20 protein-coding genes are annotated in these 22,955 nt (G+C 71.2%); 13 read left to right on the top strand and 7 right to left on the bottom strand.

Annotated elements, in window-relative coordinates:
• Nucleotide 1: 1 nt before the first annotated feature.
• On the bottom strand, nucleotides 2–565 hold the full coding sequence (gene pyrR / locus POL72_RS30250) for a bifunctional pyr operon transcriptional regulator/uracil phosphoribosyltransferase PyrR (protein ID WP_272099607.1): 564 nt from the start codon (nucleotides 563–565) through the stop codon (nucleotides 2–4).
• A 165-nt stretch (nucleotides 566–730) separates the two neighbouring features.
• Nucleotides 731–2,071 (bottom strand): hypothetical protein, encoded by a 1,341-nt coding sequence (locus POL72_RS30245; RefSeq protein WP_272099605.1) that lies wholly within the window; start codon nucleotides 2,069–2,071, stop codon nucleotides 731–733.
• A gap of 106 nt (nucleotides 2,072–2,177) precedes the next feature.
• Between POL72_RS30245 and POL72_RS30240 the strand changes: the two genes are divergently transcribed.
• The 9 genes from POL72_RS30240 (at nucleotide 2,178) to ribD (ending at nucleotide 9,475) form a co-directional block, all read left to right on the top strand.
• Nucleotides 2,178–2,915, top strand: a complete 738-nt coding sequence (locus tag POL72_RS30240; RefSeq protein ID WP_272099604.1) for a YceD family protein — start codon at nucleotides 2,178–2,180, stop codon at nucleotides 2,913–2,915.
• Nucleotides 2,916–2,919: 4 nt separating this feature from the next.
• Nucleotides 2,920–3,114, top strand: coding sequence for a 50S ribosomal protein L32 (gene rpmF / locus POL72_RS30235; RefSeq protein WP_012236448.1), 195 nt, complete (start codon nucleotides 2,920–2,922; stop codon nucleotides 3,112–3,114).
• 88 nt (nucleotides 3,115–3,202) lie between these two features.
• Nucleotides 3,203–4,198 carry a beta-ketoacyl-ACP synthase III gene (locus POL72_RS30230; protein ID WP_272099599.1) on the top strand — a complete coding sequence of 332 codons (996 nt, stop codon included), beginning with the start codon at nucleotides 3,203–3,205 and terminating at the stop codon, nucleotides 4,196–4,198.
• A gap of 161 nt (nucleotides 4,199–4,359) precedes the next feature.
• Nucleotides 4,360–5,301: an ACP S-malonyltransferase gene (gene fabD, locus POL72_RS30225; protein WP_272099597.1), complete on the top strand. Its 942-nt coding sequence runs from the start codon at nucleotides 4,360–4,362 to the stop codon at nucleotides 5,299–5,301.
• 6 nt (nucleotides 5,302–5,307) lie between these two features.
• On the top strand, nucleotides 5,308–6,054 hold the full coding sequence (locus tag POL72_RS30220) for a 3-oxoacyl-ACP reductase family protein (protein ID WP_272099596.1): 747 nt from the start codon (nucleotides 5,308–5,310) through the stop codon (nucleotides 6,052–6,054).
• Nucleotides 6,055–6,200: 146 nt separating this feature from the next.
• Nucleotides 6,201–6,455 (top strand): acyl carrier protein, encoded by a 255-nt coding sequence (acpP, locus tag POL72_RS30215; RefSeq protein ID WP_012236444.1) that lies wholly within the window; start codon nucleotides 6,201–6,203, stop codon nucleotides 6,453–6,455.
• A gap of 127 nt (nucleotides 6,456–6,582) precedes the next feature.
• Nucleotides 6,583–7,827, top strand: coding sequence for a beta-ketoacyl-ACP synthase II (fabF, locus tag POL72_RS30210; RefSeq protein ID WP_272099595.1), 1,245 nt, complete (start codon nucleotides 6,583–6,585; stop codon nucleotides 7,825–7,827).
• A 24-nt stretch (nucleotides 7,828–7,851) separates the two neighbouring features.
• Nucleotides 7,852–8,313 carry a transcriptional regulator NrdR gene (nrdR, locus tag POL72_RS30205; RefSeq protein WP_012236442.1) on the top strand — a complete coding sequence of 154 codons (462 nt, stop codon included), beginning with the start codon at nucleotides 7,852–7,854 and terminating at the stop codon, nucleotides 8,311–8,313.
• 16 nt (nucleotides 8,314–8,329) lie between these two features.
• A complete protein-coding gene (ribD, locus tag POL72_RS30200; RefSeq protein WP_272099593.1) occupies nucleotides 8,330–9,475 on the top strand; it encodes a bifunctional diaminohydroxyphosphoribosylaminopyrimidine deaminase/5-amino-6-(5-phosphoribosylamino)uracil reductase RibD in 1,146 nt (381 codons plus the stop codon).
• A gap of 20 nt (nucleotides 9,476–9,495) precedes the next feature.
• Here ribD and def read toward each other — a convergent pair whose 3' ends face one another.
• On the bottom strand, nucleotides 9,496–10,008 hold the full coding sequence (gene def / locus POL72_RS30195) for a peptide deformylase (protein ID WP_272099591.1): 513 nt from the start codon (nucleotides 10,006–10,008) through the stop codon (nucleotides 9,496–9,498).
• 115 nt (nucleotides 10,009–10,123) lie between these two features.
• Nucleotides 10,124–12,247: an ATPase, T2SS/T4P/T4SS family gene (locus POL72_RS30190; RefSeq protein ID WP_272099590.1), complete on the bottom strand. Its 2,124-nt coding sequence runs from the start codon at nucleotides 12,245–12,247 to the stop codon at nucleotides 10,124–10,126.
• A 983-nt stretch (nucleotides 12,248–13,230) separates the two neighbouring features.
• Between POL72_RS30190 and POL72_RS30185 the strand changes: the two genes are divergently transcribed.
• Entirely contained in the window at nucleotides 13,231–13,437 is a 207-nt protein-coding gene (locus POL72_RS30185) for a cold-shock protein (RefSeq protein WP_012236438.1), read from the top strand.
• 206 nt (nucleotides 13,438–13,643) lie between these two features.
• Here POL72_RS30185 and POL72_RS30180 read toward each other — a convergent pair whose 3' ends face one another.
• Both POL72_RS30180 and POL72_RS30175 read right to left on the bottom strand, forming a co-directional pair.
• On the bottom strand, nucleotides 13,644–14,588 hold the full coding sequence (locus tag POL72_RS30180; protein ID WP_272099585.1) for a metallophosphoesterase family protein: 945 nt from the start codon (nucleotides 14,586–14,588) through the stop codon (nucleotides 13,644–13,646).
• Nucleotides 14,589–14,693: 105 nt separating this feature from the next.
• On the bottom strand, nucleotides 14,694–15,659 hold the full coding sequence (locus POL72_RS30175; protein ID WP_272099583.1) for a formylglycine-generating enzyme family protein: 966 nt from the start codon (nucleotides 15,657–15,659) through the stop codon (nucleotides 14,694–14,696).
• A gap of 241 nt (nucleotides 15,660–15,900) precedes the next feature.
• On the opposite strand from POL72_RS30175, the gene POL72_RS30170 reads away from it, so the two are divergent.
• The 3 genes from POL72_RS30170 to fxsT all read left to right on the top strand — a co-directional run bounded on the left by POL72_RS30170 (nucleotide 15,901) and on the right by fxsT (nucleotide 21,521).
• Nucleotides 15,901–17,400, top strand: a complete 1,500-nt coding sequence (locus POL72_RS30170; RefSeq protein WP_272099581.1) for an SIR2 family protein — start codon at nucleotides 15,901–15,903, stop codon at nucleotides 17,398–17,400.
• A gap of 26 nt (nucleotides 17,401–17,426) precedes the next feature.
• Nucleotides 17,427–18,503 carry a tetratricopeptide repeat-containing protein gene (locus tag POL72_RS30165; protein ID WP_272099579.1) on the top strand — a complete coding sequence of 359 codons (1,077 nt, stop codon included), beginning with the start codon at nucleotides 17,427–17,429 and terminating at the stop codon, nucleotides 18,501–18,503.
• Nucleotides 18,504–18,650: 147 nt separating this feature from the next.
• The gene (gene fxsT, locus POL72_RS30160) at nucleotides 18,651–21,521 is read left to right on the top strand and encodes an FxSxx-COOH system tetratricopeptide repeat protein (protein ID WP_272099577.1); all 2,871 of its coding nucleotides are present in this window, start codon (nucleotides 18,651–18,653) and stop codon (nucleotides 21,519–21,521) included.
• An 82-nt stretch (nucleotides 21,522–21,603) separates the two neighbouring features.
• On the opposite strand, the gene POL72_RS30155 is transcribed toward fxsT, so the two are convergent.
• Nucleotides 21,604–22,923 (bottom strand): pyruvate dehydrogenase complex dihydrolipoamide acetyltransferase, encoded by a 1,320-nt coding sequence (locus tag POL72_RS30155; protein WP_272099576.1) that lies wholly within the window; start codon nucleotides 22,921–22,923, stop codon nucleotides 21,604–21,606.
• Nucleotides 22,924–22,955: the final 32 nt, after the last annotated feature.

Raw genomic sequence — 22,955 nt, 5'->3', positions numbered from 1 at the left:
CTTATGTTCCTTCCGGTGGCGGGGGGGGCTCCGAGAGCTTTGTGCCGGCGGCGGTGACGAGAGCCCAGAGCTCGCCCGCGCGCTCCACGACGTCGACGCGCTGCCCGGGGGCGAGCTCGACCGCGCGGACGACGTAGTCGGGGTGAATCGGCAATTCCCTGCCGCCGCGATCGACGAGCGCGACGAGCTCGATCCGCTGCGGTCGCCCATAGTCGAGCACGGCGTCGAGCGCCGCGCGGATGGTGCGACCGGTGTAGACCACGTCGTCGATCAGCACGATGCGCCGGCCGTCGACGGGGAAGGAGATGTGGCTTGGGCCGATGCGCGGGTTCGGCAGGGCGGTCGCGGCGTCGTCGCGGTAGAGCGTGATGTCGACGGCGCCGACAGGCGGCGCGTGCCCCTCGATCTCGAGGAGCAGCGCGGCCAGCCGCTTGGCCAGCGGCTCACCGCCCCGTCGGATCCCGATGAGCGCCAGATCGTCTATGCCGCGGCCGCGCTCGGCGATCTGGAGCGCGACGCGCCGGAGGCCGCGCCCGATGGCGGCCGGGTCGAGCAGAGCTTCCATGGCGCGGCGAGGGCTAGCACGGCGAGCGCCCTGCACCCAAGGGCCGCGTGCGCCGCCCGCTGGATCGCCCGCGCGCCCGAGGGAGCGCGCCCCCTCCGGCCGTGCCGAGGAGGAGGAGCGTCCTCGGCGCGGCGTCGCGGCAGCGGCGCGGAGGCGTGGGCCGACTCAGTCGGGCTGGTGCAGCACCCGCTGGGTGCGCTCGACGAAGTAGAACCGCTCGAAGCCCGCGCGCTGGAACGTGAGCGCGCCGAACCCGTTGACGGCGATCGCGGCCGCCCCGATGGCGTAGAACGGCACGCCGAAGCGGCGGCCGGAGACGGCGATCATGGCGAAGAGAAACGGGGCGAAATCGTTGGAGAAGCGGTAGCCGAACTGGAGCCAGCCGGTGTTCTGGTAGAGGAGGCTCGGCAGCGCGACCGCGGATACCGTGGCGGCGAGCGCCCAGAACGGGGGCGGCGTGCGCCGGGGCCAGAGGGCCCACGCATAGATCGGCGTGGTCACCCAGAGCGCGAGCCCGTGAGCGTTGATCTGGAAGGGGGCGCCCTGCACGTGCGTGTACGGCAGGCCGGTGAGCACCACCGCGAGGTTGCGCGGCAGGTAGTGGTACGAGAAGAGCCCCCACTTCTCGATCCGCGCGCTCCACGCGATGTGGAGGTACCGGTGGCCGAACTCGACGGCGTCGCCGAAGCGCGCGTGGTTGTGCCAGAGCAGCGCCGAGAGCACGAGCGCCGCCGGCGCGGCGAACAGGGCGAGCCGGCGCAAGAGGGCGCGCGGGTCCGAGCGGTCCACGCGGAGCGCCTCGAACAGGAACAGCGGCAGGGCGAATCCGAGCGGCGTGCGGGTCGCGAAGCCGAGGCCCAGGGCGAGCCCCGCCGCGAGCGGATGGGCGGCTTCGAGCGCGCAGTAGAGGTAGACGCACGCCAGCGCGACGCCGACGACGTGCGCGGCGAACCACACCGTCCCTTGCACCGCGCTGAACCAGTAGACGCTCCCGAGCGCGAAGAGCAGCGAGAGCGCGACGTTCTCGGCCTGCGTGCGGTGGCTGCGGCGCGAGGCCGAGAGCTTCTCCAGCGCGAGGAAGAGGACAGCCGGCCCGATGCCGGCGAACGCCAGGAAGAACTGCCCGTCGCGCACGCGCTCGGCGCCGCCGGCGAGCTTCACGAGCGGCGCGATGAGGACCGCGGGGAAGGGGGGGAAGCTGACGTAGTAGCGGTCGCCGAACACGGCGAAGTCGTTGCCGCCCGCGTGCGCCGGCGGCGGTCCGCCGAGATCGAGGCGGCCCTGGAGCCACGCCTCAGCGAGCAGCGCGTAGTGGTTGTAGGGCGTGTGGACGCCGAAGATCTCGCGGGAGGAGCTCGCGGCGTACACGAGCGTCACGAGCGCATAGAGGGCGATCGCAATCGCTGCGCGGCGGCCTGCTCGCCGTGCTTCCCCTGAAGGTTCCGGCCGCCGATCGGCGGCGCCCGGCGGCGGGGGCCTGGCCTCGGGCGTGGCGCTGCGCTCCATGCGCGGGCGACGCTACCATGCAGCCCGATGTGAAGGCGGCTGCGGGTCGTTCTTGCGAGCCAACGCACCCCGCGCTAAACGCTCCGCTTTCACTGGACCGGAACCCATGTCCCAGTTTGCCGTCTCCGCCAACGACATCGACATCTCCGGTATTTCGCTGGACCTGCCGCTGCCGCTCGACTGGATCAACACGACGCTCGCTGACGCCGACGTCACCGGGCGCGCGCCAGGCCACATCACGGCCCGCCTCTCGCGGACGGGGAACGAGATCGTCGTGCGCGGCCGCGTCAAGGCGCCCGTCGCCACGCCCTGCGCGCGGTGCCTTGCCCCTGCTGCGCTGGACATCGACGCCGAGCTCTCGCTCCTCTTGCGTCCTGCCCCGAAGGCGGACGGCCACGGGCATGGCCACGGCCACCGGCGGGACGACGCCGCCCGCAACGGCGCGGCGAAGGCGGGGGCCGGCAAGGTCAAGGAGCCGGAGTACGAGTTCACAGCGGACGAGGCCGACGTCGACACGTACGATGGCGAGTCGGTCGAGCTCGATCCGTTCATCCGCGAGGCCATTCTCCTCGAGATGCCGAACTTCCCCTTGTGCTCGGAGGCTTGCCCGGGTATCGGTCCTGCCGCGTCCCGAGAGGACCGCGAAGGCGGCTCCTCGGCCCTCGTCCGTGGGGTGGCGGAGGAGGATGAGGCCGCTCCAGGCCTCGACCCGCGGCTCGCGCCGCTCAGCGCGCTCCGAGAGAAGCTCGGACAGAAGCCCAGCGGCTCTGACAGGCGCGCAGAACCTGCATCGACCCCCCCGGCCAAGGCCGGGACACCGAAGAAGAAGACCAAGAAGGAGTAGTTCCGTGGCCGTCCCCAAGAGGAAAACCACCCCCAGCAAGCGCGACATGCGGCGCGCCAACCACGACAAGGTGACCCCCGTCCAGCTCGTCTCTTGCGAGAACTGCGGGGAAGCCCGGCTCCCGCACCGCGCCTGTGGCGCCTGCGGGCACTACAACGGGCGCAAGGCGAAGGCGACCAAGGCGACCGCGGCCTCATGACGGGCGCGGGTGCGCCGGCGCGCGCGAACGCTGCGCCCGCGCACCTGGGCGCGGCGCCGGCTCGCGCGGATGCGCGGGGGGCCGTCGCATGAGCTCCACGCGGCCGAGGAGCCGCATCCTCGGGACGGGCAGCTACGCGCCCGCCCGAGTCCTTCACAACACCGATCTCGAGAAGATCGTCGACACCTCCGACAGCTGGATCAGCGAGCGAACGGGGATCCGTCGGCGCCATGTCGCTGCCGAGGGAGAGCTCACGAGCGACATGGCCGCCGCGGCTGGCCGCTCTGCTCTGGACGCCGCCGGGCTCTCGGCGGCCGATCTCGACATGATCATCGTCGGGACGATCAGCGGCGACACCCCGATGCCCTCCTGCGCCGTGTACGTGCAGCAGAAGCTCGGCGCTCAGGAGATCCCCGCGTTCGACATCTCGGCGGCCTGCGCCGGCTTCGTCTACGGCCTCACGATCGCCGATCAGTTCATCGCGAACGGCGTGGCCCGGCACGTCCTCGTGATCGGCGTCGAGCTGCTCTCGCGCATCCTGAACTGGAAGGATCGCACGACGTGCGTCCTGTTCGGCGACGGCGCGGGCGCGGTCGTGCTCGGGCCTGCGTCGGGCGACGGCAGGGGCATCATCTCGACCCGGATCTTCAGCGACGGCATGCTCGCGAACTCGCTGGTCATCCCGGGCGGCGGCACGGCCGAGCCGCTGACGGCCGAGGGCATCGAGCAGAGCCGCAACAAGGTCCACATGGTGGGGCAGGACATCTTCAAGGTCGCCGTGAAGAACCTGTCGAGCGCGTCGCTGATCGCGCTCGACACGGCGGGCATGGCGGCTGCGGACCTGGACTGGGTCGTCGCCCATCAGGCGAACCTGCGGATCATCAGCCAGGTCGCCGCGCGGCTCAACCTCCCGCTGGAGAGGTTCGTGCTCAACATCGAGGAGTACGGCAACACGTCGAGCGCATCGATCCCCATCGCGCTCGACGAGGCGGTCCGCGATGGGCGCATCAAGCCGGGGCAAAACGTCCTGTTCTGCGCGCTCGGCGCTGGCATCTCCTGGGGCGCGTCCGTCATCCGGATGTGAACGGGCCCATGCGCGTGTGCCTGCGTCGGGGTCGAGGTCTACGCGTGGCGGTCGAGCTCGCCGGGCGATCCAGCCTGAGGTAGTCTCGCGCGCGCCGGCCGCATGACGTGGTTCGGGGGACGGACGGCGTCCGCCTCCCTGGCTTGGAATTGAGGGCAAACGTGAAAATCGCTTGGCTGTTTCCAGGGCAAGGGGCGCAAGAGGTGGGGATGGGCAAGGCCCTCGCGGAGGCCTCGGCGGCCGCGCGCGGCGCGTTCGCGCGAGCGGACGCAGCGCTCGGCGAGCCGATCTCGCGGCTCTGCTTCGAGGGGCCGATGGAGGCGCTGACGCAGACGAGCAACACCCAGCCCGCCATCGTCGCGACGAGCTGCGCCGTGGCCGCGGCCCTCATCGAGCACCTGCCCAACCTCGATCCGCCGCTGTACGCGGCCGGCCACTCGCTCGGCGAGTACAGCGCGCTGGTCGCCGCCGGCGCGCTCGAGATCGAGGATGCGGTGCGGCTCTGTCGGATCCGGGGCAGCGCCATGCAGGAGGCCGTGCCGGCGGGCGAGGGGGCAATGGCGGCGCTCATCGCGCTCGACCAGGAGGTGGTGCTCGCGATCTGCGCCGAGGCGGCGCAAGGCGAGGTGGTCGCCCCGGCGAACTACAACGGGCCGGGGCAGATCGTGATCGCCGGGCACGCTGGCGCGGTCGCGCGGGCGGGCGAGCTCGCCGTCGCCCGCGGGGGCAAGGCCATCCCGCTCAAAGTGAGCGCCCCCTTCCACTGCGCGCTGATGCGACCCGCGGCCGAACGCCTGCGCCCCGAGCTCGATCGCACCCACCTGATGCCGCTCGCCTTCCCCGTGATCGCGAACGTCGACGCCACGCCGAACGCCGATCCGGAGCGGGTACGGTCGCTCCTCCTGCGCCAGATCGATGGAACCGTGCAGTGGATGCGGACGATCGAGCGCATGGCGGAGGACGGCGTGACGCACGCCCTCGAGATCGGCCCTGGCAAGGTGCTCGCCGGGTTGGTGAAGCGGATCACGAAGCAGATCAAGGTGCTCAGCGTGAGCGACATGGCGGGGATTGAGCGCGTGAACGCGTTCCTTTCGGAGGCATAGGCATCGATGTTCGACCTTACGGGCAAAGTTGCGATCGTCACGGGTGGATCGCGAGGAATCGGGCGTGCCGCGTCGGAGGCCCTCGCGGCGCAGGGCGCGCACGTCATCGTCAACTACGTGCGCGGAGAAGCCGAGGCGCGCGCGGTCGTCGAGGCGATCACCGCGCGCGGCGGCAAGGCCGAGGCGCTCGGCTTCGACGTCGCGAACCTGCAGGCGACCGAGGCCGCCATCGCCGAGGCGGCGAAGCGCCTTGGCCGGCTTGACATCCTCGTCGCGAATGCGGGGATTGCGATCGACGGCCTGCTCCTGCGGATCAAGGAGGAAGACCTCGATCGCCTCTTCGCCGTGAACGTGAAGGGCTCGATCGCGTCCGCGCGCGCCGCGACCAAGGTCATGATGCGCGCGCGCACGGGCCGCATCGTGTTCCTCTCCAGCGTTGTGGCGGAGATGGGCAACGTGGGCCAGGCGGCCTATGCGGCGACGAAGGCGGCCCTGCTCGGCGTGACGAAGTCGCTCGCCCGCGAGTACGCGGGGCGCGGCATCACGGTCAACGCCGTGGCGCCCGGGTTCATCGACACCGACATGACGACGACGATCACCCCGGAGATGAAAGAGGGGCTGACGAAGATGGTCCCGCTCGGGCGCACGGGCCGAGCGGAGGAGGTCGCCGCGGCGATCGCATTCCTATGCTCCGACGAGGCGAGCTACGTGACGGGCGAGACGCTGCGCGTCAACGGCGGAATGTACGTGTGAGAGCGCTGGCTTGAGGACCCCGTCTGCCAGGCGTCACGCACAGCGGCAAACCAGGCGCACACGAAAAAAGCGGTCGCAGGTAATTCGATGGTGCAACGCTGATGGCGATGGGCTACTAGGGGTTCCGTTTTCCCGGGAGGAATACCATGGCTGAAGGTCGCGACATCACGGCCGAAGTAAAGCGGATCATCAAGGAACAGCTCGACGTCGACGAGAAGGACATCAAGCCTGAGGCGAGTTTCATCGACGATCTGGGCGCCGATTCGCTGGGCCTGGTGGAGCTTGTCCTCGCGTTTGAGGAGGCGTTCGAGATCGACATTCCGGACGAGGACACGGAGAAGATCCGGACTGTCCAGGATGCGATTGACTACATCGAAAGGAATGCCAAGGACAAGAAGTAGCGTCCCCACCGCCCTACCGGACGCGGCGTCACCATGGAGGTGGGTTGGCGCGTGAGTCAGCGAAGGGTCTGCTCTTCGCCGATGCACGCGCTCTCACCTCTGTGGTGGCGCTAGGGCAAGAAGAGCCATGGAACGCGTTGTCATCACCGGCATCGGGCTCGCTACGCCCAACGGCCTCGGGACGCAGGCCACCTGGCAATCTTTGCTGGCTGGTCAGTCGGGTATCGCACCCATCACCCTCTTCGACGCGAGCACGTTTCCCACGCGCTTCGCCGGCGAGGTGAAGGGCTTCGTGCCTGAGGAGTACATCCCCAAGAAGAAGGTGAAGGAGATGGGCCGCTTCGCCCAGCTCTCCGTCGCCGCATCGCAGATGTGCATGCAGGACTCGGGGATCGAGCTCACCGACGAGGACCGCGATCAGTGCGGCACGTTCATCGGTGTCGGCCTCGGGGGCCTCGAGTACCTGTTCCAGCACTCGATCACGCTGCACGAGAAGGGGCCTCACAAGGTCAGCCCCTACTTCATCCCGACGGTCATCGCCAACCTCGCCGCGGGGCAGGTGGCGCTGTCGCTCGACCTGCGGGGCGCGAGTTACTGCAACACGAGCGCGTGCTCATCGAGCGCGCACTCGCTCGGAGAGGCGTTCGAGTGGATCCGCCGAGGTCGCTCGCACATCATGCTCACGGGCGGCGCGGAGGCGACGATCACGGGCCTTGGCATCGGCGGCTTCTGCGCGATGTTCGCCCTCTCGAGGCGCAACGACGAGCCGCAGCGGGCGAGCCGCCCCTGGGACAAGGGACGCGACGGCTTCGTCTGCTCCGAGGGCGCCGGGTCGCTGCTGCTCGAGTCGCTCTCCCATGCGAAGAAGCGCGGCGCGAAGATCTACGCAGAGGTCGTCGGGTACGGCGCCTCGTGCGACGCGTACCACATCACGAAGCCGGCGCCCGACGGCGCCGGGGCGCAGCGAGCGATGAAGATGGCGCTCGACGACGCCAAGCTCGCGCCGGACGCGATCGACTACATCAACGCTCACGGCACCTCGACCCCGCAGGGGGACATCGAGGAGACCCGGGCGATCCTCAAGACGTTCGGCGATCACGCGGCGTCGAAGCGCCTCTGGGTGAGCTCGACGAAATCCGCGATGGGCCACCTGCTCGGGGGCGCAGGTGGGGTCGAAGCGGCGGTCTGCGCTCTCGCGCTGCGCCACGGCGCCGTGCCGCCGACGCTCAACTTGGACGATCCCGACCCCGAGTGCACCCTCGACTACGTGCCGTTCACCTCTCGCGAGCGCCGCCTGAAGCATGTGATGTCGAATTCGTTCGGGTTCGGTGGCACCAACGTGTCGCTCGTGTTCTCCCAGTTCGACGGCTGATCGCGCGCCGCGCTGGATGACTCGATGAAGTGCCCATTTTGCGGCCATCTCGAGGACCGGGTCATCGACTCCCGCGCTGGCGGCGCGGGTGAGGTGATCCGGCGTCGGCGCGAGTGCGCCTCGTGCGAGCGCCGGTTCACGACGTACGAGCGCGTCGAGGACATCCTGCCGACGGTCGTCAAGAAGGACGGTCGGCGCGAGTCGTTCGACCGGCAGAAGCTCGTGCGAGGGCTGCGGATCGCGTGCAACAAGCGGCCCGTGTCCACCGATCAGATCGAGGCCATCGCCGACGCGATCGAGCGCGAGGCGCAGGAGTCGGAGCGGCGGGAGATCTTGTCGACCGAGCTGGGCGAACGGGTCATGAACCACCTGCGTACCCTCGATGAGGTCGCCTATGTCCGGTTCGCAAGTGTTTATCGTTCCTTCCGGGACATTGACCAGTTCATGGTCGAGCTTGGCAAGCTTGTGAAGGCCAAGGCGCCCTAGTAGATCCGGCACTTCGATGTCTGCGAAGCCCCCCAGCCCCGATCCCGAGCTCGACGTCGCGATGATGCGCCTCGCCATCGAGGAGGCGCACAAGGCGATGCCGTCGCCGAACCCCCCGGTCGGCGCGGTGGTGCTGAACGCCGCAGGGGAGGTCGTCGCCGTCGCGCACCACGCGCGCGCGGGCGAGGAGCACGCGGAGGGGCTGGCGCTCGCGGCCGCCGGCGACGCGGCGCGCGGCGGGACGCTCTACGTGACGCTGGAGCCCTGCAACCACGAGGGGCGCACGCCGCCCTGCGTGGATGCGGTGCTGAGCGCCGGCATCAAGCGCGTCGTTGTCGGCGCGCCCGATCCGAACCCTGCGGTCGTCGGCGGCGGGGCGCAGCGGCTCAGCGACGCCGGGCTCGCCGTGGAGATGGGCGTGGCCGGCGCCGAGGCTCGCGCGCTGATCGCGCCCTGGACCAAGTTCATCACGACGGGCATCCCCCACATCACGCTCAAGCTCGCCCTGTCGCTGGACGGTCGCATCGCGACCCGCACGGGCGCCTCGAAGTGGGTCACCGGCCCCGAGGCGCGCGCCAAGGTCCAGGAGCTCCGCTCGCGCCACGACGCGGTGGCGATCGGGATCGGCACGGCGCTCGCCGACGACCCTCGGCTCACCCTGCGCGAGCCTGCGCTCGCGCCCGGGGGGCGGAGCCCCATCCGGCTCGTCTTCGATACGCGGCTCAGGCTGCCGCTCCACACGCGCCTCGCCCAGACGGCGCGGGAGGTGCCGACCTGGGTGCTCACGGGCGCCGACGCGCCCGAGGAGGCGGAGCAGGTGCTCGTCGACGCTGGCTGCGTCGTCCTGCGCGCGCCAACCTCGGCGGAGGGCCGGGTCGACGTGACCGCCGCGATGCGCCTCTGCGCCTCGCAGGGGATCGTCTCCATCCTGGTCGAAGGAGGCGCCGAGCTCGCCGGCAGCCTGCTCGCGTCGCGCCTGCCCGACGAGCTGCACGCCTTCGTCGCCCCGATCCTGCTCGGCCCCCGCGGCCGACCGGGCGCTGTCGACTGGGCCGGCCCGGACACGCCAGGCGACGCACCCCGGATCGTCGATCCTCGCTGGGAGCTCTGCGGCCGCGACGCGTACGTCAACGGCCCGCTTGCCTTCCCGGCGCGCAGCTGAGCGCAGGGCGCCCGGGCCGGTCAGCTCGCGGCTTCTGCGCCGCGCTTCTGCATCTTCCGCTGGACGATGCGCTTCTTGAGCGTGCCCATCCGGTCGATCATCAGCACGCCGTCGAGGTGGTCGAGCTCATGCTGGACGGCCACGGCGAGCAGGCCGTCGGCCGCGATCTCGAACGTCGCCCCGTCGCGGCCGCGGGCGCGGACGGTGACGCGCTCGGCTCGCTTGATGTCCTCGCTGATGCCAGGGAACGAGAGGCACCCTTCGGGGCCGGTCAGCTGCCCCTCTTGGCGCACGATCTCCGGGTTGATGAACACGAGGAGGTTGCTCGGCTCGTTGTCCGCGGCGATGTCAACGAGGAAGACGCGGTGTGGCTCCCCGATCTGCGTGGCCGCAAGGCCGACGCCGGGCGCCGCGTACATGGTCTCGGCCATGTCGTCGATAAGCTTCGTGATTTCGGGCGTGATGTCCCCGACCGGCTGTGCCTTCTGGCGCAGGCGCGGGTCGGGATAGTGGAGGATGGTGCGGATGGCCATGGCTACTGAGCATCATAACCTCCGTTCCTAGCTGGCGCCCGTCAAGACGCTCTCATCTCGCGGGTTCCGCGTGCTCTGCGTGCTTCGCGCCGGCCGCCGTTTGTACAGCCAGCCGCTAGCGATTTCGTCGGAACGAGGTCGACGTATCGACGCTGAGCCCGCGGGACTGAAGATCTTCCACGATGTCCGGCACCAGCCCGGAGGGGTGAAACGTCCCCTCGAGCGCGCCGCCGGCGGCCGTCCGCTCGACCACGAACGTGAAGACGTCGCGAATGGCGATCTGCCCGCCCTCCACCGCGAGCTCCGCGATGCGGAGCACGCGGTGGCGACCGTCGCGGAGCAGCGCGATCTCGATCGCGAGGTCGAAGGACGAGGCCAGCCACTCGCGCGCCGTCTCCGGCGTGATCCCGGGGCGGGTCGCGGCGATGTCGGCGGGGAGCCTCGTCACTGCCTGCCGCAGCGTCGGCGCCCGTGAGGCCGCGAGCACGCCGTCCATGCCGCCGCCGATGGCGTCCACGATTTCGGCCGCAACGTGGCCCGAGAACGAGCTCACGACGACCCGCTCCGGCCGGATCCGCACGGCCGCCCGCACGGCCCGGGTGCGTTCGTCCGTCGTGGCGCCGAGCGCGATGGACAGCGTGTTCGGCTGATCGAGGGCCAGCTCGTCCTCCTCCTGGAGCACCACGAACCGGTCGTCGGGCGGCGCCGCGGCAGCGAGCGCGCCGAGCAGCCAGCCCGTCCCGGCGTCCCGCGTCCCGGTGACGAGGAGGTTGCCGCGACCGAGCACGCACTGGGCGAGCAGCCCGGCCATCGCGCGCGAGATCGTCCCGTTGCGCACCAGGTCGTCCAGCGTGACGTCGGGGCGCTGCGGCTTCCGGATCACCAGGGTGGAGCTCGCGGCCGGCGGCAGCACGGCGAACAGCCGGCGCCCCTTCGGCAGGGTCCGCTCGATGAAGCTCGCGCCCGCCTCGATCGGCTGGCCGGCCGTCATGCAGAGCCGGCGGATGGCCCGGCCGACCGCGCGCTCGCTGCTGAACCCGACCTCTGCGATGACGCGCCGGCGCCCGTGCATCGCGATCACGTGGTCGTAGCGGAACACCTGGATCTCGCTCACCTCGGCGTCTTCGAGCAAGCGATCGAGCGGACCGAGCGTGAAGAGCTCCCGCTGCGCGTCGGCCAGGAGCGCCTCGACGTCGACCTCGGGGGGGAGCTCGCCCGCCGCGCGCAGCGCCTCCGCGCCCGCGGCGATCGCCTGCGTGATGCGCGGGGCGAGCGCGCTGTCCGGCGGGGCGCCGCTGTCGAGCGCCGCGAGGTCGACCACGTCGGCGAGCCGCTCCATGAGGCGCCCGAGCGCCCGGCGGTGCGCCACGGCTTGCGCCGAGTCCCCCTGTCCCCGGTCGACCCGATCCGAGACGGGCGGGATGGCCCGCCGGCTCGGGATGGGGACCACGCTGGGGTGGACGGCGACGTTCGAGGCGCCCTGCGGCGACACCGCGGCGGTGCTCGTTGCGCTCTGCGCCGGCAGCGGGGTCGCTGTCGCGTACGGGCGCGGCGCCTGTGGGGGCGGGATGGCGGCGTTGACGGCGCGGCCGTCGCGCGCCGGCGGGGCGTTGGTCGCCGCCGGGTGCGCAGGCAGCGGCGGGACGGACGCGCCGCTCGGCGAGAGGGGCGGGCGAGGCGAGGGGATGCGCGGCGGACCGGGGACGGGGATGGCCGCGGCCGCATCGACCGATTCGTCCGGATCGTTCTCGAGGGGGAAGTGGCTGATCACGCCCTGGCTGGTGCGCGACGGCTCGCCCCTCTCGTTGATCAGCGGCAGCGGCGCCGACCGGTGCAGCCCCTTCTCGGCGGACGGCGGCGGCCCGCGATCGGGCAGAGGTCCCGGCTCTCCGGACATCTCTTCCGGCGCGCGCGGAGGCGCGGTGCTGTCCGGAGGGGCCGTCCCGGCCGCCGCCGTCTCGATCCGCAGCACGAAGTCGCCGATGTAGATCTTGTCGCCTTCGCGGACGATCGTCGCCTGAGCGATCTTCCGGCCGTTGACGTACGTGCCGTTCGTGCTCTTGAGATCGGTGACGATGAAGCGCCCGTCGCGGAAGAGCAGCCGAGCGTGCCGCTTCGACACGTTGCCCTTCGGCAGCATCAGGTCGTTGCCCTGCACGCGGCCGACGTTGATCTCTGTCCGGTCGAAGGTTTCGCGGCGCTCCGCGCCCCCCTTCTCGCTGATGATCACCGAGAACATCTCGTCGCCTCGCGGGGCCAGGGCGGAGGTGAGACCCGATGCCCTCGCCACGCCATACGAGCAAGCTCGAACAGACATGTCAACGAGGTGCCTTCGATTCCTGCTCCCGGGCGGCGAGCGGGCTCGAGCCCGGGACTGAGCCGCCTGCGCCCCTGAGCGCATGCAGCGCGGTGCAGGTCGAGCGTGCGACGCCGGTCCTGGGATCGATCCGCCGAGTTTCCGGACCAGCCGTGCGTCGGGACCACCTCGTCGAACAGGCTGAGCCTGCGCCGCCCGGCGCCTGGCGCCCTCCGAGCAGGCCGCCTGCTCAGGTGAGGCGCTCGATCGATGTTCTTTGCAAGGTTCGGCAAGCGCCTGGCTCGCGCTCGGCGGGCTCCTGGCTCGCGCTCGGCGAGCGCGCTGCACGAGGAGCGCGCCCCGAGTCGCGCCCCATCGCGGCGGAGGCCAGGAGATCGCCGCCCGACGTGCGAGGCTCGCTGCGTGACATGGCGAGGCCCGCACGGATCACGCGACGCCCTGCGCGGGTCGAAGGACAAGGCTCTTCGATAAGAGCGCAAATCTTGACGGTTGCGCGAATCCTGCTTCGCACCCCACGGCGCGCCGTCACCACGCGTGATCGTGTACTGCCGTCGGGATCCGCTGTACGGCGCGAAATTCTCGTCGGAGGCTGCTGCAACCGGAGACTGCCGGTGAAGCGGTACTGCCTCGCGTAAGCACCGGCCGAACCATCATCGCTGCTTGACCTTGGCGCATCGAGCCGTTTACGTTGGCGCCCGCTCGGACCGGGGAGAATCGTCGAAGTCGCCGCGCACGCACATCAACCAGCGGCTGGGCAGCCGCCCTGCGCAAGCTGGATCTGTCTACGAGGGGGGTTTGCTGCATGCAGCCAAGCCCGCATCGGAATCAGGGACCGCACCCGTGGTCACCTCCCGACTGCCAGCCTGCGCGCCTCGGGTATCGACGAGCTCTGAAGTGGAGGAAATATGGCAGTTGGCAAGGTTAAGTGGTTCAACGACGAGAAGGGTTGGGGCTTCATCAAGCAAGAGACTGGCCCCGACGTCTTCGTTCACTATTCGCAGATCAACGGGGAGGGGCGCCGCCGTCTTTTCGAAGACGAGACCGTTGAATTTGAGATCAAAGAAGGTCCCAAAGGTCTGCAGGCGGTCAACGTGATCCGCGCCACCGCCTGACTTTCCTCCTGACCAGAGCCCCACCGGATTGCCCGCGCAGCGCCCCCGCTGCGGTCGAGTCACGGCATCGCCGAGCCCCGAACATCGCGCGCCCGCTTGGAGGGTCCTGCGTGTAGCGGATGGATTGCGCGCGGCTCCGGTGGGGCGCTCGGCGGAGCGTCGATTCGAAGGGGAGCGCTCGGCGGACGGCCGAGCGCGCGGCGGGCTCATCGCTCGGGGACCGGGACCTCGCGGAACGCGTCTTGACCCGGGACGAAGCGGTGCGACGTGATGCCCCCGATCGTCCCCGCGTCGTCGATCTCGTAGACATTGAACCCGGCCATCCGTTCATCGCTGTCGTGAAGGAGCGAAGCGCTGGTTGCGCCCACGGCGTCGATGTGACCCCGCTCGGTGTGCAGCTTGCGGTGAATGCGCCGGTGCAGGTGCCCGTGCAGCAGCAAGCCGCGGCGAACCTGCCGCAGCAACCGCCCCTCGGCCGCGGCGTCACCCAGGCCTTCCAGCAAGGTCTTCGCCCGGCTCGCCGGGTTGTGGAAGGGGTGGTGCTGGAGCACGACCGGCGTTCGCCGTCGCACCTCCGGGTGCGCTAGCACCCGCTCGAGCGCGCGCAGCTGGACCGGCCCGAGCCGCCCCGATGCCACCAGCGGGGGACGCGGCCAGGCGGTCGAGAGGCCGATGATCGCGACCGGCCCGCGCAGGTGCACGAAGGGGAACGCCGAGCCTGCGTCATCGCGGCCGGCCCCGCCGTCGTCGCTCTTCCCAGGCGCGTCGAGGACGAGGTCGGAGCGCAGGTACGGCGCGAAGTACCGAGAGAAGCGCTGCGAGCGGTGCGCGCCCTTCGTGTACGCGTCGTGGTTCCCCGGGACGATGCTCACCCGCTCGGGAGGAAGACCGAGATCGCTCTGCAAGAAGTTGCGGACCAGGACGAACTCTCGCTCGAGCGCGAGGTTCGAGACGTCGCCGGTGATGACGACGTGGTCCACGCCGAGCCGCCGTATCTCCCGCGCCGCTGCTTGCACCGCGTGCGGCTTGTGGATGGCGTGGCGCCGGAAGCGGAGGTTGAGGTAGCCCGTGAGACGCTTGTTCAGGAGCCGGAACGGGATGGCCCCCTCGAGGGAGAGGAGGTGCAGGTCGGAGAGGTGCGCGATCCTCACGGGCGCAGTATGGGCTCTTCCGGCGCAGCGGCCAACCGCCGCGCGCCTCGGCCCGCGCGGCGGCCCACCGCCGCGCTCCTGGGATCGAGCGTCGTCCGCCAGGGCTCAGGCGTCGCGGGCGCAGCGGAAGCCGCGCCACGCGCGGCGGCTGGTCGGTGAGTCGTGCCCCCGCGCGGCGCCGCGCAGCCAGGGCCGGCCCAGGATGTAGCTGCCGCCCCGCAGCACGCGCTCCTCCCCCATGTCGGGCCCACGCGGGTTCTTCGCGCTGCCGCTTGGATACTCGGGATGGTAGTAATCAGCGACCCACTCCTCGACGTTGCCGGCGAGGTCGTCGATGCCGTCGGGGGTGCGGCCGGCCACGAGCGAGCCGACGGGCGCGAGCTCGAGGAAGCCGTCGCCGTCGTCGAGCTCGTCGAACGACAGCCTCCCGTGGTTCGCGTGGAAAGGGTTGTAGACATGGCCCCACGGGTAGCGGCGCCCGGCCACGCCGCGCGCAGCCCGCTCCCATTCGGCCTCGGTCGGCAGGCGACCGCCGGCCCAGCCGCAGTAGCGCTGCGCGTCGCTCCACGAGACGAGCACCACCGGATACCCGGGCCGATCGAACCGCTGCCCGCCGGAGGCGTACGGAGGTTCGGCGCAGACGCCGGCCGAGACGCACCGGCGGTAGCTCGCGACGGTCACCTCGGTTCGATCGATCCAGAAATCCGACAGGTACACCTCGTGGGGCACGAGCTCATTCGCGAAGCTCGCCTCGGTCTCGTCGACGCACAGCTCACCGGCCGGCTCGAGCTTGCAGAGCGTCACCGCGTGCGCGATCTCGACCTCGCTCGATCCCATCATGAAGCTCCCTGCGCGCACGAGGACGGCGGGCGGGCCGGGCGCGCGCAGCGCGACGACGCTCGCGGGCGAGCGCGCGCGCTGGCCCTCGGCGCCCGCCGAGAGCGCGGCCTCCGGGCGCGCCGGGAGGCGCGGGGCGCGCCGCGCGCGGGGTGGTGGAGCGGCCGCGCCGGCCAGGGAGAAGGCGACGAGCGAGGCCACCGTGGCCAGCGTGAAGAGGGCCGCCGGGCGCATGTCGGAGACGTAGCATGCTCCAGCCTCGCGGACTGTTTCAGCTCTTCCGACTCCGCTCGAGGGGGCGGTCGGTCGTCTGGGACGTCACGAACACAGCGGGCCGCCTGGTCGGGCGGTCGACCCTGCGTCACGCGACGCACTTTTGCGCCGCACCTTCGCCGCGCGTCACGCACGGCGCTCGCCGCGCGACGCGCCGCAAAAGTGCGCTGGGCGCCGAGGAGCGATAGACTCGAGGGGCTCGATGTCAACCCTTATGGACAACGCGAACACGGTGAGCGCGGAGGTCGACGCCGCGGTGATCGAGGCGCTGCATGAGGCGCTCGAGAGCGGAGAGCTCGTGCTCTTCGTGGGGGGAGGCATCTCGGCCGCGGCCGGGCTGCCGACGTGGCGTCAGCTCGTCGACCTGCTCGTCGAGAGGGTGCGCGAGCAGGCCAGCGACGAGGTCGCGATCGCCGAGGTCGCGGCGCTCGCGCGATCGCAGCGCTACAGCGAGGCGCTGGGCGCGGCGGAGCAAGCGCTCGGCCCAGCGGAGTTCAACGCGTTCGTCGAGGATGCGCTCGACGACGAGGGGCTCGAGCCGCCGCGGATCGCGATCGCGATCGCCGCGCTGCGAGACAAGCTGCGCGCCGTGCTCACCACGAACCTGAACCACCTGCTCGAGCGCGCCTTCGGCTTCGAGTGGGACACCCTGTGGCGCGTCACCGACGAGGTCGCGTGGCGGCGGCGGTTCATCCTCAAGCTGCACGGCACGCTGAAGGAGCCGCACAGCTGGGTGTTCGCGCGCGAGCGCTTCCTCGCGTCGATCGCGCCGCCCGACGTGCGCAAGTCGCTCACGACCGTGCTCTCGAGGTGCCCCGTGCTCTTCATCGGCTTCGGGCGCGCCGACGGCAACTTCGACGAGATGCTGGCGGACATCCACGCGCTCTCGGGCGCCTCGCCGCCGCCCCGCTTCGTCATCGCCCCGGGCGCGAGCCTGACGCCGCTCCGCCGCAAGACGCTCGCGGACATGGGGTTCCTGCTCCTGCCTTACGACACCCCCGACGGCAGCCACGACCGGGTGCTCGCGCTCCTCGATCGCACGTGCGCGCCCCGGCCGCGCGCGGTCACGTCGCGCGGCCGCTCGATCCTTCCGCCCCCGATCCCCGATCTCGAGCTCCCGCCCTCCTCGTCGCCGCTCGGCGCGCCGTACGACCTCCCGCCCGACTCGGCCGCGTACGACGACACGGTCACGATGACGGGGGCGCTCGAAGGGTCGCGGCGCGAGCGCGTCTCCGAGCCCCCGGCGAGCCCGATCGAGGTGTTCTTCTCGTACTCGGAGAGCAACCGCGAGCTGCGCGACAAGCTCGAGACGCACCTCGCCATCCTCAAGCGCAAGGGCGTCATCCGCGGCTGGCACGACGGCGAGATCGGCGCTGGCGAGGAGCGCGACGCGGCGCTCGCCGAGCACCTCGAGACCGCGAAGGTCATCCTCCTGCTCATCAGCGCGGACTTCCTCGCGTCGGACTTCTGCTACGACGTCGAGATGCAGAAGGCGATCGAGCGCCACGATCGGGGTGAGGCGCGCGTCATCCCCGTCATCCTCGACGCCTGCGACTGGGAGGGCGCGCCCTTCGGCAGGCTGGCCAGCTTGCCGCGGGGCGGGCGCCCGGTGACGAGCTGGGTCAACCAGAGCGAGGCGTTCACCGACATCGCAAAGGGCATCCGAAAGCAGGTCGAGCAGCTCACCCAAAACCCCTCCTGAGCTCACCGAGCGCCGGCACCCAGCCGGTGAGCCATTCAGAGGTGCCACCGCCGCCCGGGATCTGGGGCGTCCCCGCGTCGACCAGCCGGAACCTGGCCGCGCGCGACGATCTGCTCGCCGAGATCGGCGCCGCGCTCGCCAGGCGGGGCGTGGCGCCGCTCTGCGGGCTCGGCGGCACCGGCAAGACCAAGCTCGCGATCGAGCATGCGTACCGCAACGCCGGCGCCTACGACACCGTCTTCCTGATCGACGGCCAGAGCCAGGCGACGATGGACGCCTCCTTCGTCACGCTCGCCGCGGAGATGAGGCTGCCCGAGCACGAGCAGCTGGATCCCGCGCGCGCCGTCGCCGCGGTGCGCGCCAAGCTCGGGCGTCGCGGGCGCTGGCTCCTCCTCTTCGATGGCGTGCGCGACCCGAGCGAGGTCGAGCCCTATATCCCGAGCGTCTCCCACGGCGGCCGCGTGCTCACGACGTCGCAGAACCCTATCTGGCGCGGCCTCACGACGGTGAACGTCCGCGGTATCGAGCGCGCCGAGTCGGTGCGCTTCCTGCTCCAGCGCACGGGCGAGACCGACGCGGAGTCGGCCGACGCGCTCGCAGAGGAGCTCGGCGATCTGCCGCTCGCCCTGGCGCAGGCCGGCGCGTACATCGAGGAGACGGGACGCCCGCTCGCGGAGTACCTCGCCCTGTTCCGCCAGCGGCCGGCCGCGCTCCTGGAGCGCCCCGCCAGCTTCCCGGTGACGGTCGCGACCGCCTGGGAGAGCGCGCTCGCGGCCGTGTTCAGCCACCAGGCAGCGGCAGAGCTCCTCAGCTTGTGCTCGTTCCTGCCGATGGACGCGATCCCTCGGCGGTCGCTCGGCGAGTACGATCCGCTCGCGCTCGACGACGCCATCGCGATGCTGCGGCTGCACTCGCTGATCGAGGTGCGGCCGCACGCCCTCAGCGTTCACCGCCTCGTGAAGATCGTCGTCCGCAACCAGCTGCGGCGGGACGATCGGCGGCGATGGATGGAAGCGGCGCGCCGCATCGTTCAGGCTTCCGGCCGGATCTCCCCGAGCACGGAAGAGGAGCGCGAAGGTAGGACGGAGCCGGAGTCGGGGTAAGGCAAGCCCCCCACGAGACGATGGAGGTTCGACCCGCATGTATCCGCCGACAGCGTCAACTACCGTCTCTTCCTGGGTCTTTTCCGACCGCGTATTCTCGTTGCGCGTCAGGTCCGTCGTGAGACTTTAAGGCCCGCGAGAGGAACTATGGTTGCCTTGGCGACGAGCCCCGCCGATGTGTTCTTCTCCTACTCTCCGAGGGACGAGGACCTGCGGCCCAAGATCGAGACCCACCTCGACGCGCTGAAACGGCAGGGGGTCATCCGGAATTACCAGGGCTTCGCGCTCGGCGGAGGGAGGGAGCGGCGAGAGGCGACCGCGGCGAGGCTGCGCGAGGCCCGGGTCGTGCTGCTGCTCGTGAGCGCGGATTTCCTCTCCACCGACGCGTGGCTCTCTGCGGAGATGCGGGAGGCGATCGCTCGCCACGAGGCCGGCGAGTGCCGGGTCATCCCCGTGATCCTGCGGCCCTGCGCCTGGGAGAAGACGCTGCTCGGTGCGCTGCAGCCGCTGCCGAGCCGCGCGCGGCCCGTGACGAGCTACCCCAACCAGAGCGAGGCGTTCACGGAGATCGCGAAGGGGATCCGGAGCGCCGTCCGCGAGACGGAGCCGCCGACGCAGCGGCCGGCCGCTCGAAGGCCGTCGAGCTCGCCCGACGCGGAGCCGCACATCAAGAAGCTGCCGCCGCGCAACCCGGGCTTCACCGGGCGCGACCAGCTCCTGAGCGAGCTGCGGAGCACGCTCACGACGGGGGGGCCCGCGGCGCTCACGCAGTCGATCAGCGGACTCGGCGGCGTCGGCAAGACGCAGCTCGTCGCCGAGTACGCGCACCGGTACGCGAGCCAGTACAACGTCGTCTGGTGGATCCGCGCCGAGGAGCCGGCCATGGCGGCCGAGGACTTCGCGCGCCTCGCCGCGGCCCTCGACCTGCCAGAGCAGAACGAGGCCGATCACCGGATCGCGATCGAGGCGGCCCGATCGTGGCTGTCGCGCAACGACAAGTGGCTCCTCATCTTCGACAACGTGAACGATCCGCAGGACGTCGCCCCGTACCTGCCGCACCCGCGCACCGGGCACATCCTCATCACCTCGCGCAACCCGAGCTTCCGCGGCATCGCCACCCCGCTCACCGTTCCGGCGCTCGACCGCGCCGACTCGGTGAAGTTCCTGCTCGATCGGACAGGGCAGAGCGACGCGCGCGCCGCGGAGAAGCTCGCCGAGACGCTCGGGGATCTCCCCCTCGCGCTGGTGCAGGCCGCGGCGACCATCAAGGAGACGGGATCGTCGATCGCGACCTACCACGCCGCCTTCGGCGATCACCAGCGCGGGCTCCTGCTCCGCGGCATGCCGATGGACTACCCGACGCCGATCGCCACGACCTGGGGCCTCGCGTTCCAGGAGGCGCAGCGCTTCTCGCCCGTCGCGGTCGACCTCTTGAGCCTGTGCGCGTACCTGGCGCCCGATGACATCCCGCGCGAGGGCCTCGCCGACGCCGCGCCGCACCTGCCGGCGGCGCTGGCGGAGGCGCTGAGCGATCCGCTGATGCTCGACGAGGCGGTCGCCGCGCTCCGCCGCTACTCGTTCATCGACGTGCACGAAGGCGCGCTCTCCGTGCACCGCCTCGTCCAGGCGGTGGTCCGCGATCGCCTCTCGCCCGAGGACCGGAAGGTGTGGGCCGAGGCGGCGGTCCGGCTCGTCGACCACGCGTTCCCCGAGAGCAGCGACGAGGTGGAGACGTGGCCCTTCTGCGCCCGATGGCTGCCGCACGCGCTCGCCGCGGCGAGCCAGGCCGAAGCGCACGACGTCGCGAGGGAGGTGCGCGGGCGGCTCCTCGCCCGGTTCGCCGTCTACCTGCAGGGGCGCGCCGCGTTCGCGGAGTCGAAGGGGTACCTGGAGCGGGCGCTCGCGCTCCACGAGGCGGTGTTCGGCCACGACGATCCGAAGGTCGCGGCCGTGCTGCGCAGCCTCGGCAGCGTCCTCCACGACCTCGGCGATCTCGGCGGCGCGCGGGCGCACCTGGAGCGCGCGCTGGCGATCGACATCGCGAGCTTCGGCCCCGATCACCCGGACGTCGCGCGCGACGTGAACGACCTCGGCAGCGTGCTCATGGATCAGGGCGATCTGCCGGGCGCCCGCAAGCACCTGGAGCGCGCCCTCGCCATCGACGAGGCGACGTACGGCCCCGACGATCCGAGCGTCGCGATACGGCTCAACAACCTGGGCGCGCTCTTCCGCGACCTCGGCGACTTCGCGGGCGCGCGCGTGCACCTCGAGCGGGCGCTCGCGATCGACATCCGCGCCTACGGTCCGGATCACCCGACGGTCGCGATCGGGCGCACGAACCTCGGTCGGCTGCTCCACGATCTCGGCGACCTCAAGGGAGCGCGCGATCAGTTCGAGGAGGCCCTCAAGATCGACGAGCACAGCTACGGCCTCTACCACCCGCGCTTCGCGCTCGCGCTGAACAACCGCGGGCGCGTGCTGCGCGATCTCGGCGACCTGGCCGGCGCGCGCGCCGACTTCGAGCGCGCGCTCGCGATCGTCGAGGACACCTACGGGCCGGACCACCCGGACGTGGCGCGGGACATCAACAACCTCGGCAGCGTGCTGCGCGACCTCGGCGACCTCGAGGGCGCGCGCGCGAACTTCGCGCGCGTGCTGAAGATCGCCGAGGCGACCTACGGCCCGGACCACCCGGCGGTGGCGATCGGCTGCAACAACCTCGGCAGCGTGCTGCAAGCGCTCGGTGAGCTGCCCGGAGCGCGCGAGCAGCTGGAGCGCGCGCTCGGCATCGCGCAAGCCACGTACGGCCCGGATCATCCGGTCGTGGCGAGCATCGTGAACAACCTCGGGCGCGTCTTGCAGGCGCTCGGCGATCTGTCGGGAGCGTGGCAGCAGATCGAGCGCGCCGTGGCGATCGCCACGAAGGCGCTCGGGCCGTCGCACCCGTCCGTGCAGATCTTCTCGCGGAACCTTGCGCGCCTCGGCGACGCCCTCGGGAGCAGCGCCGGGGCCACATGAGCGCCGCGCAAGGAGGACGCCGGGGCGACGAGCCCCGGCGTTCGCTGCGCCCTGGATATTCCTTGAGCCTGGGTGTGCGGAGCTAGCCGAGCAGGATCTGCGTCGGGTGCTCCAGGAGCTGGCGCAGGACCTTGAGGAAGGTCGCGCCGACCGCGCCGTCGACGACGCGATGATCGCAGGAGAGCGTCATGCTCAGGCGGCGGCCCGGCACGATCTGCTCGCCGCGCACGACGGGCTCCTGGCGGACCTGGCCCACGGCGAGGATGGCGCCCTCGGGCGGGTTGATGACGGCGCCGAAGTTGTCGATCCCGTACATGCCGAGGTTCGAGATCGAGAACGTGCCGTTCGCCATCTCCTCGGGCCGCAGCTTCTTCGCCTTGGCCCGCCCGGCGAGCTCGCGTACCTCGGCCGCGATGTCGAGCACCTGCTTGCGATCGACGTCGCGCACCACCGGCGTGACCAGGCCTTCGGGGACGGCGACCGCGACCGAGATGTCGACGCGCTGGTGGACGAGGATCGCGTCCGGGGTGAACTGCGCGTTGCACTCCGGGACGCGCACGAGCGCGATGGCGCACGCCTTGACGAGGAGATCGTTGAAGCTGACCTTGGCCGGCTTCTCCCCCTCGGCGGCGGTCGCGGCGAGATCCGCGTTGATCTGCTCGCGCAGCGCGTTCAGCGGATCGGCGTCGACGTCGATCGAGAGGTAGAAGTGCGGGACCGTCTGCTTGGACTCGGTGAGGCGCCGGGCGATCGCCTTGCGCATCATGCTGAGCGGCCGCACCTCCGGCGCAGCGAGCTCGCCAGGGGCGGTCGCCTTGGCCGCCGCGGCGGCCGGCGCCGGCTTCAGCCCCTCGAGGTCGCGCGCGACGATGCGCCCGCGCGGGCCGCTGCCGGCGACGCTGCTGAGGTCGAGCCCGCGCTCTCGGCCGAGCTTCCGCACGTAGGGCGACGCCTTCACGCGCCCGTTCGACGACGGCTGCGGCGCGGCCGGCTGCGTGGGCGGCGAGACCGCCTCTCCGCGCGCCGCTGGCGGCGGGCTCGTCACGGGCGCGTCGCCGCCGGCCGGCGGCGCGGCGCGCTCTCCCTTGGGCTGAGCCTCCGCCGCGCTCGGCTTCGCCGCGGCGGCGCCGCCGCTCCCACCGGCGAGGGCGCTTACGTCCTCGCCCGGGGCGCCGATGATCGCGACAGGCTGGCCGAGCTGAACCACGCTGCCCGCAGGCACGAGGATCTTGAGCAACGTCCCTCGATCGAAGGACTTGTACTCCATGGTCGCCTTGTCGGTCTCGACCTCTGCGAGCAGATCGTCGATGTCGATCGCGTCGCCTTCCTTCTTGTGCCAGGCACTGATCTGCCCCTCCTCCATGGTCGGGGACAGCTTCGGAAGTTCCAGAACCTTCGCCATGGGTCTATCAACCTTGATCGGGGATGTGGGTC

Origin of the sequence: Sorangium aterium (genome assembly GCF_028368935.1) — a bacterium.
GTDB lineage: Bacteria > Myxococcota_A > Polyangia > Polyangiales > Polyangiaceae > Sorangium > Sorangium atrum.
The sequence above is the reverse complement of the archived record's forward strand: the minus strand, read 5'-3'. Positions and strand labels throughout refer to the sequence as shown.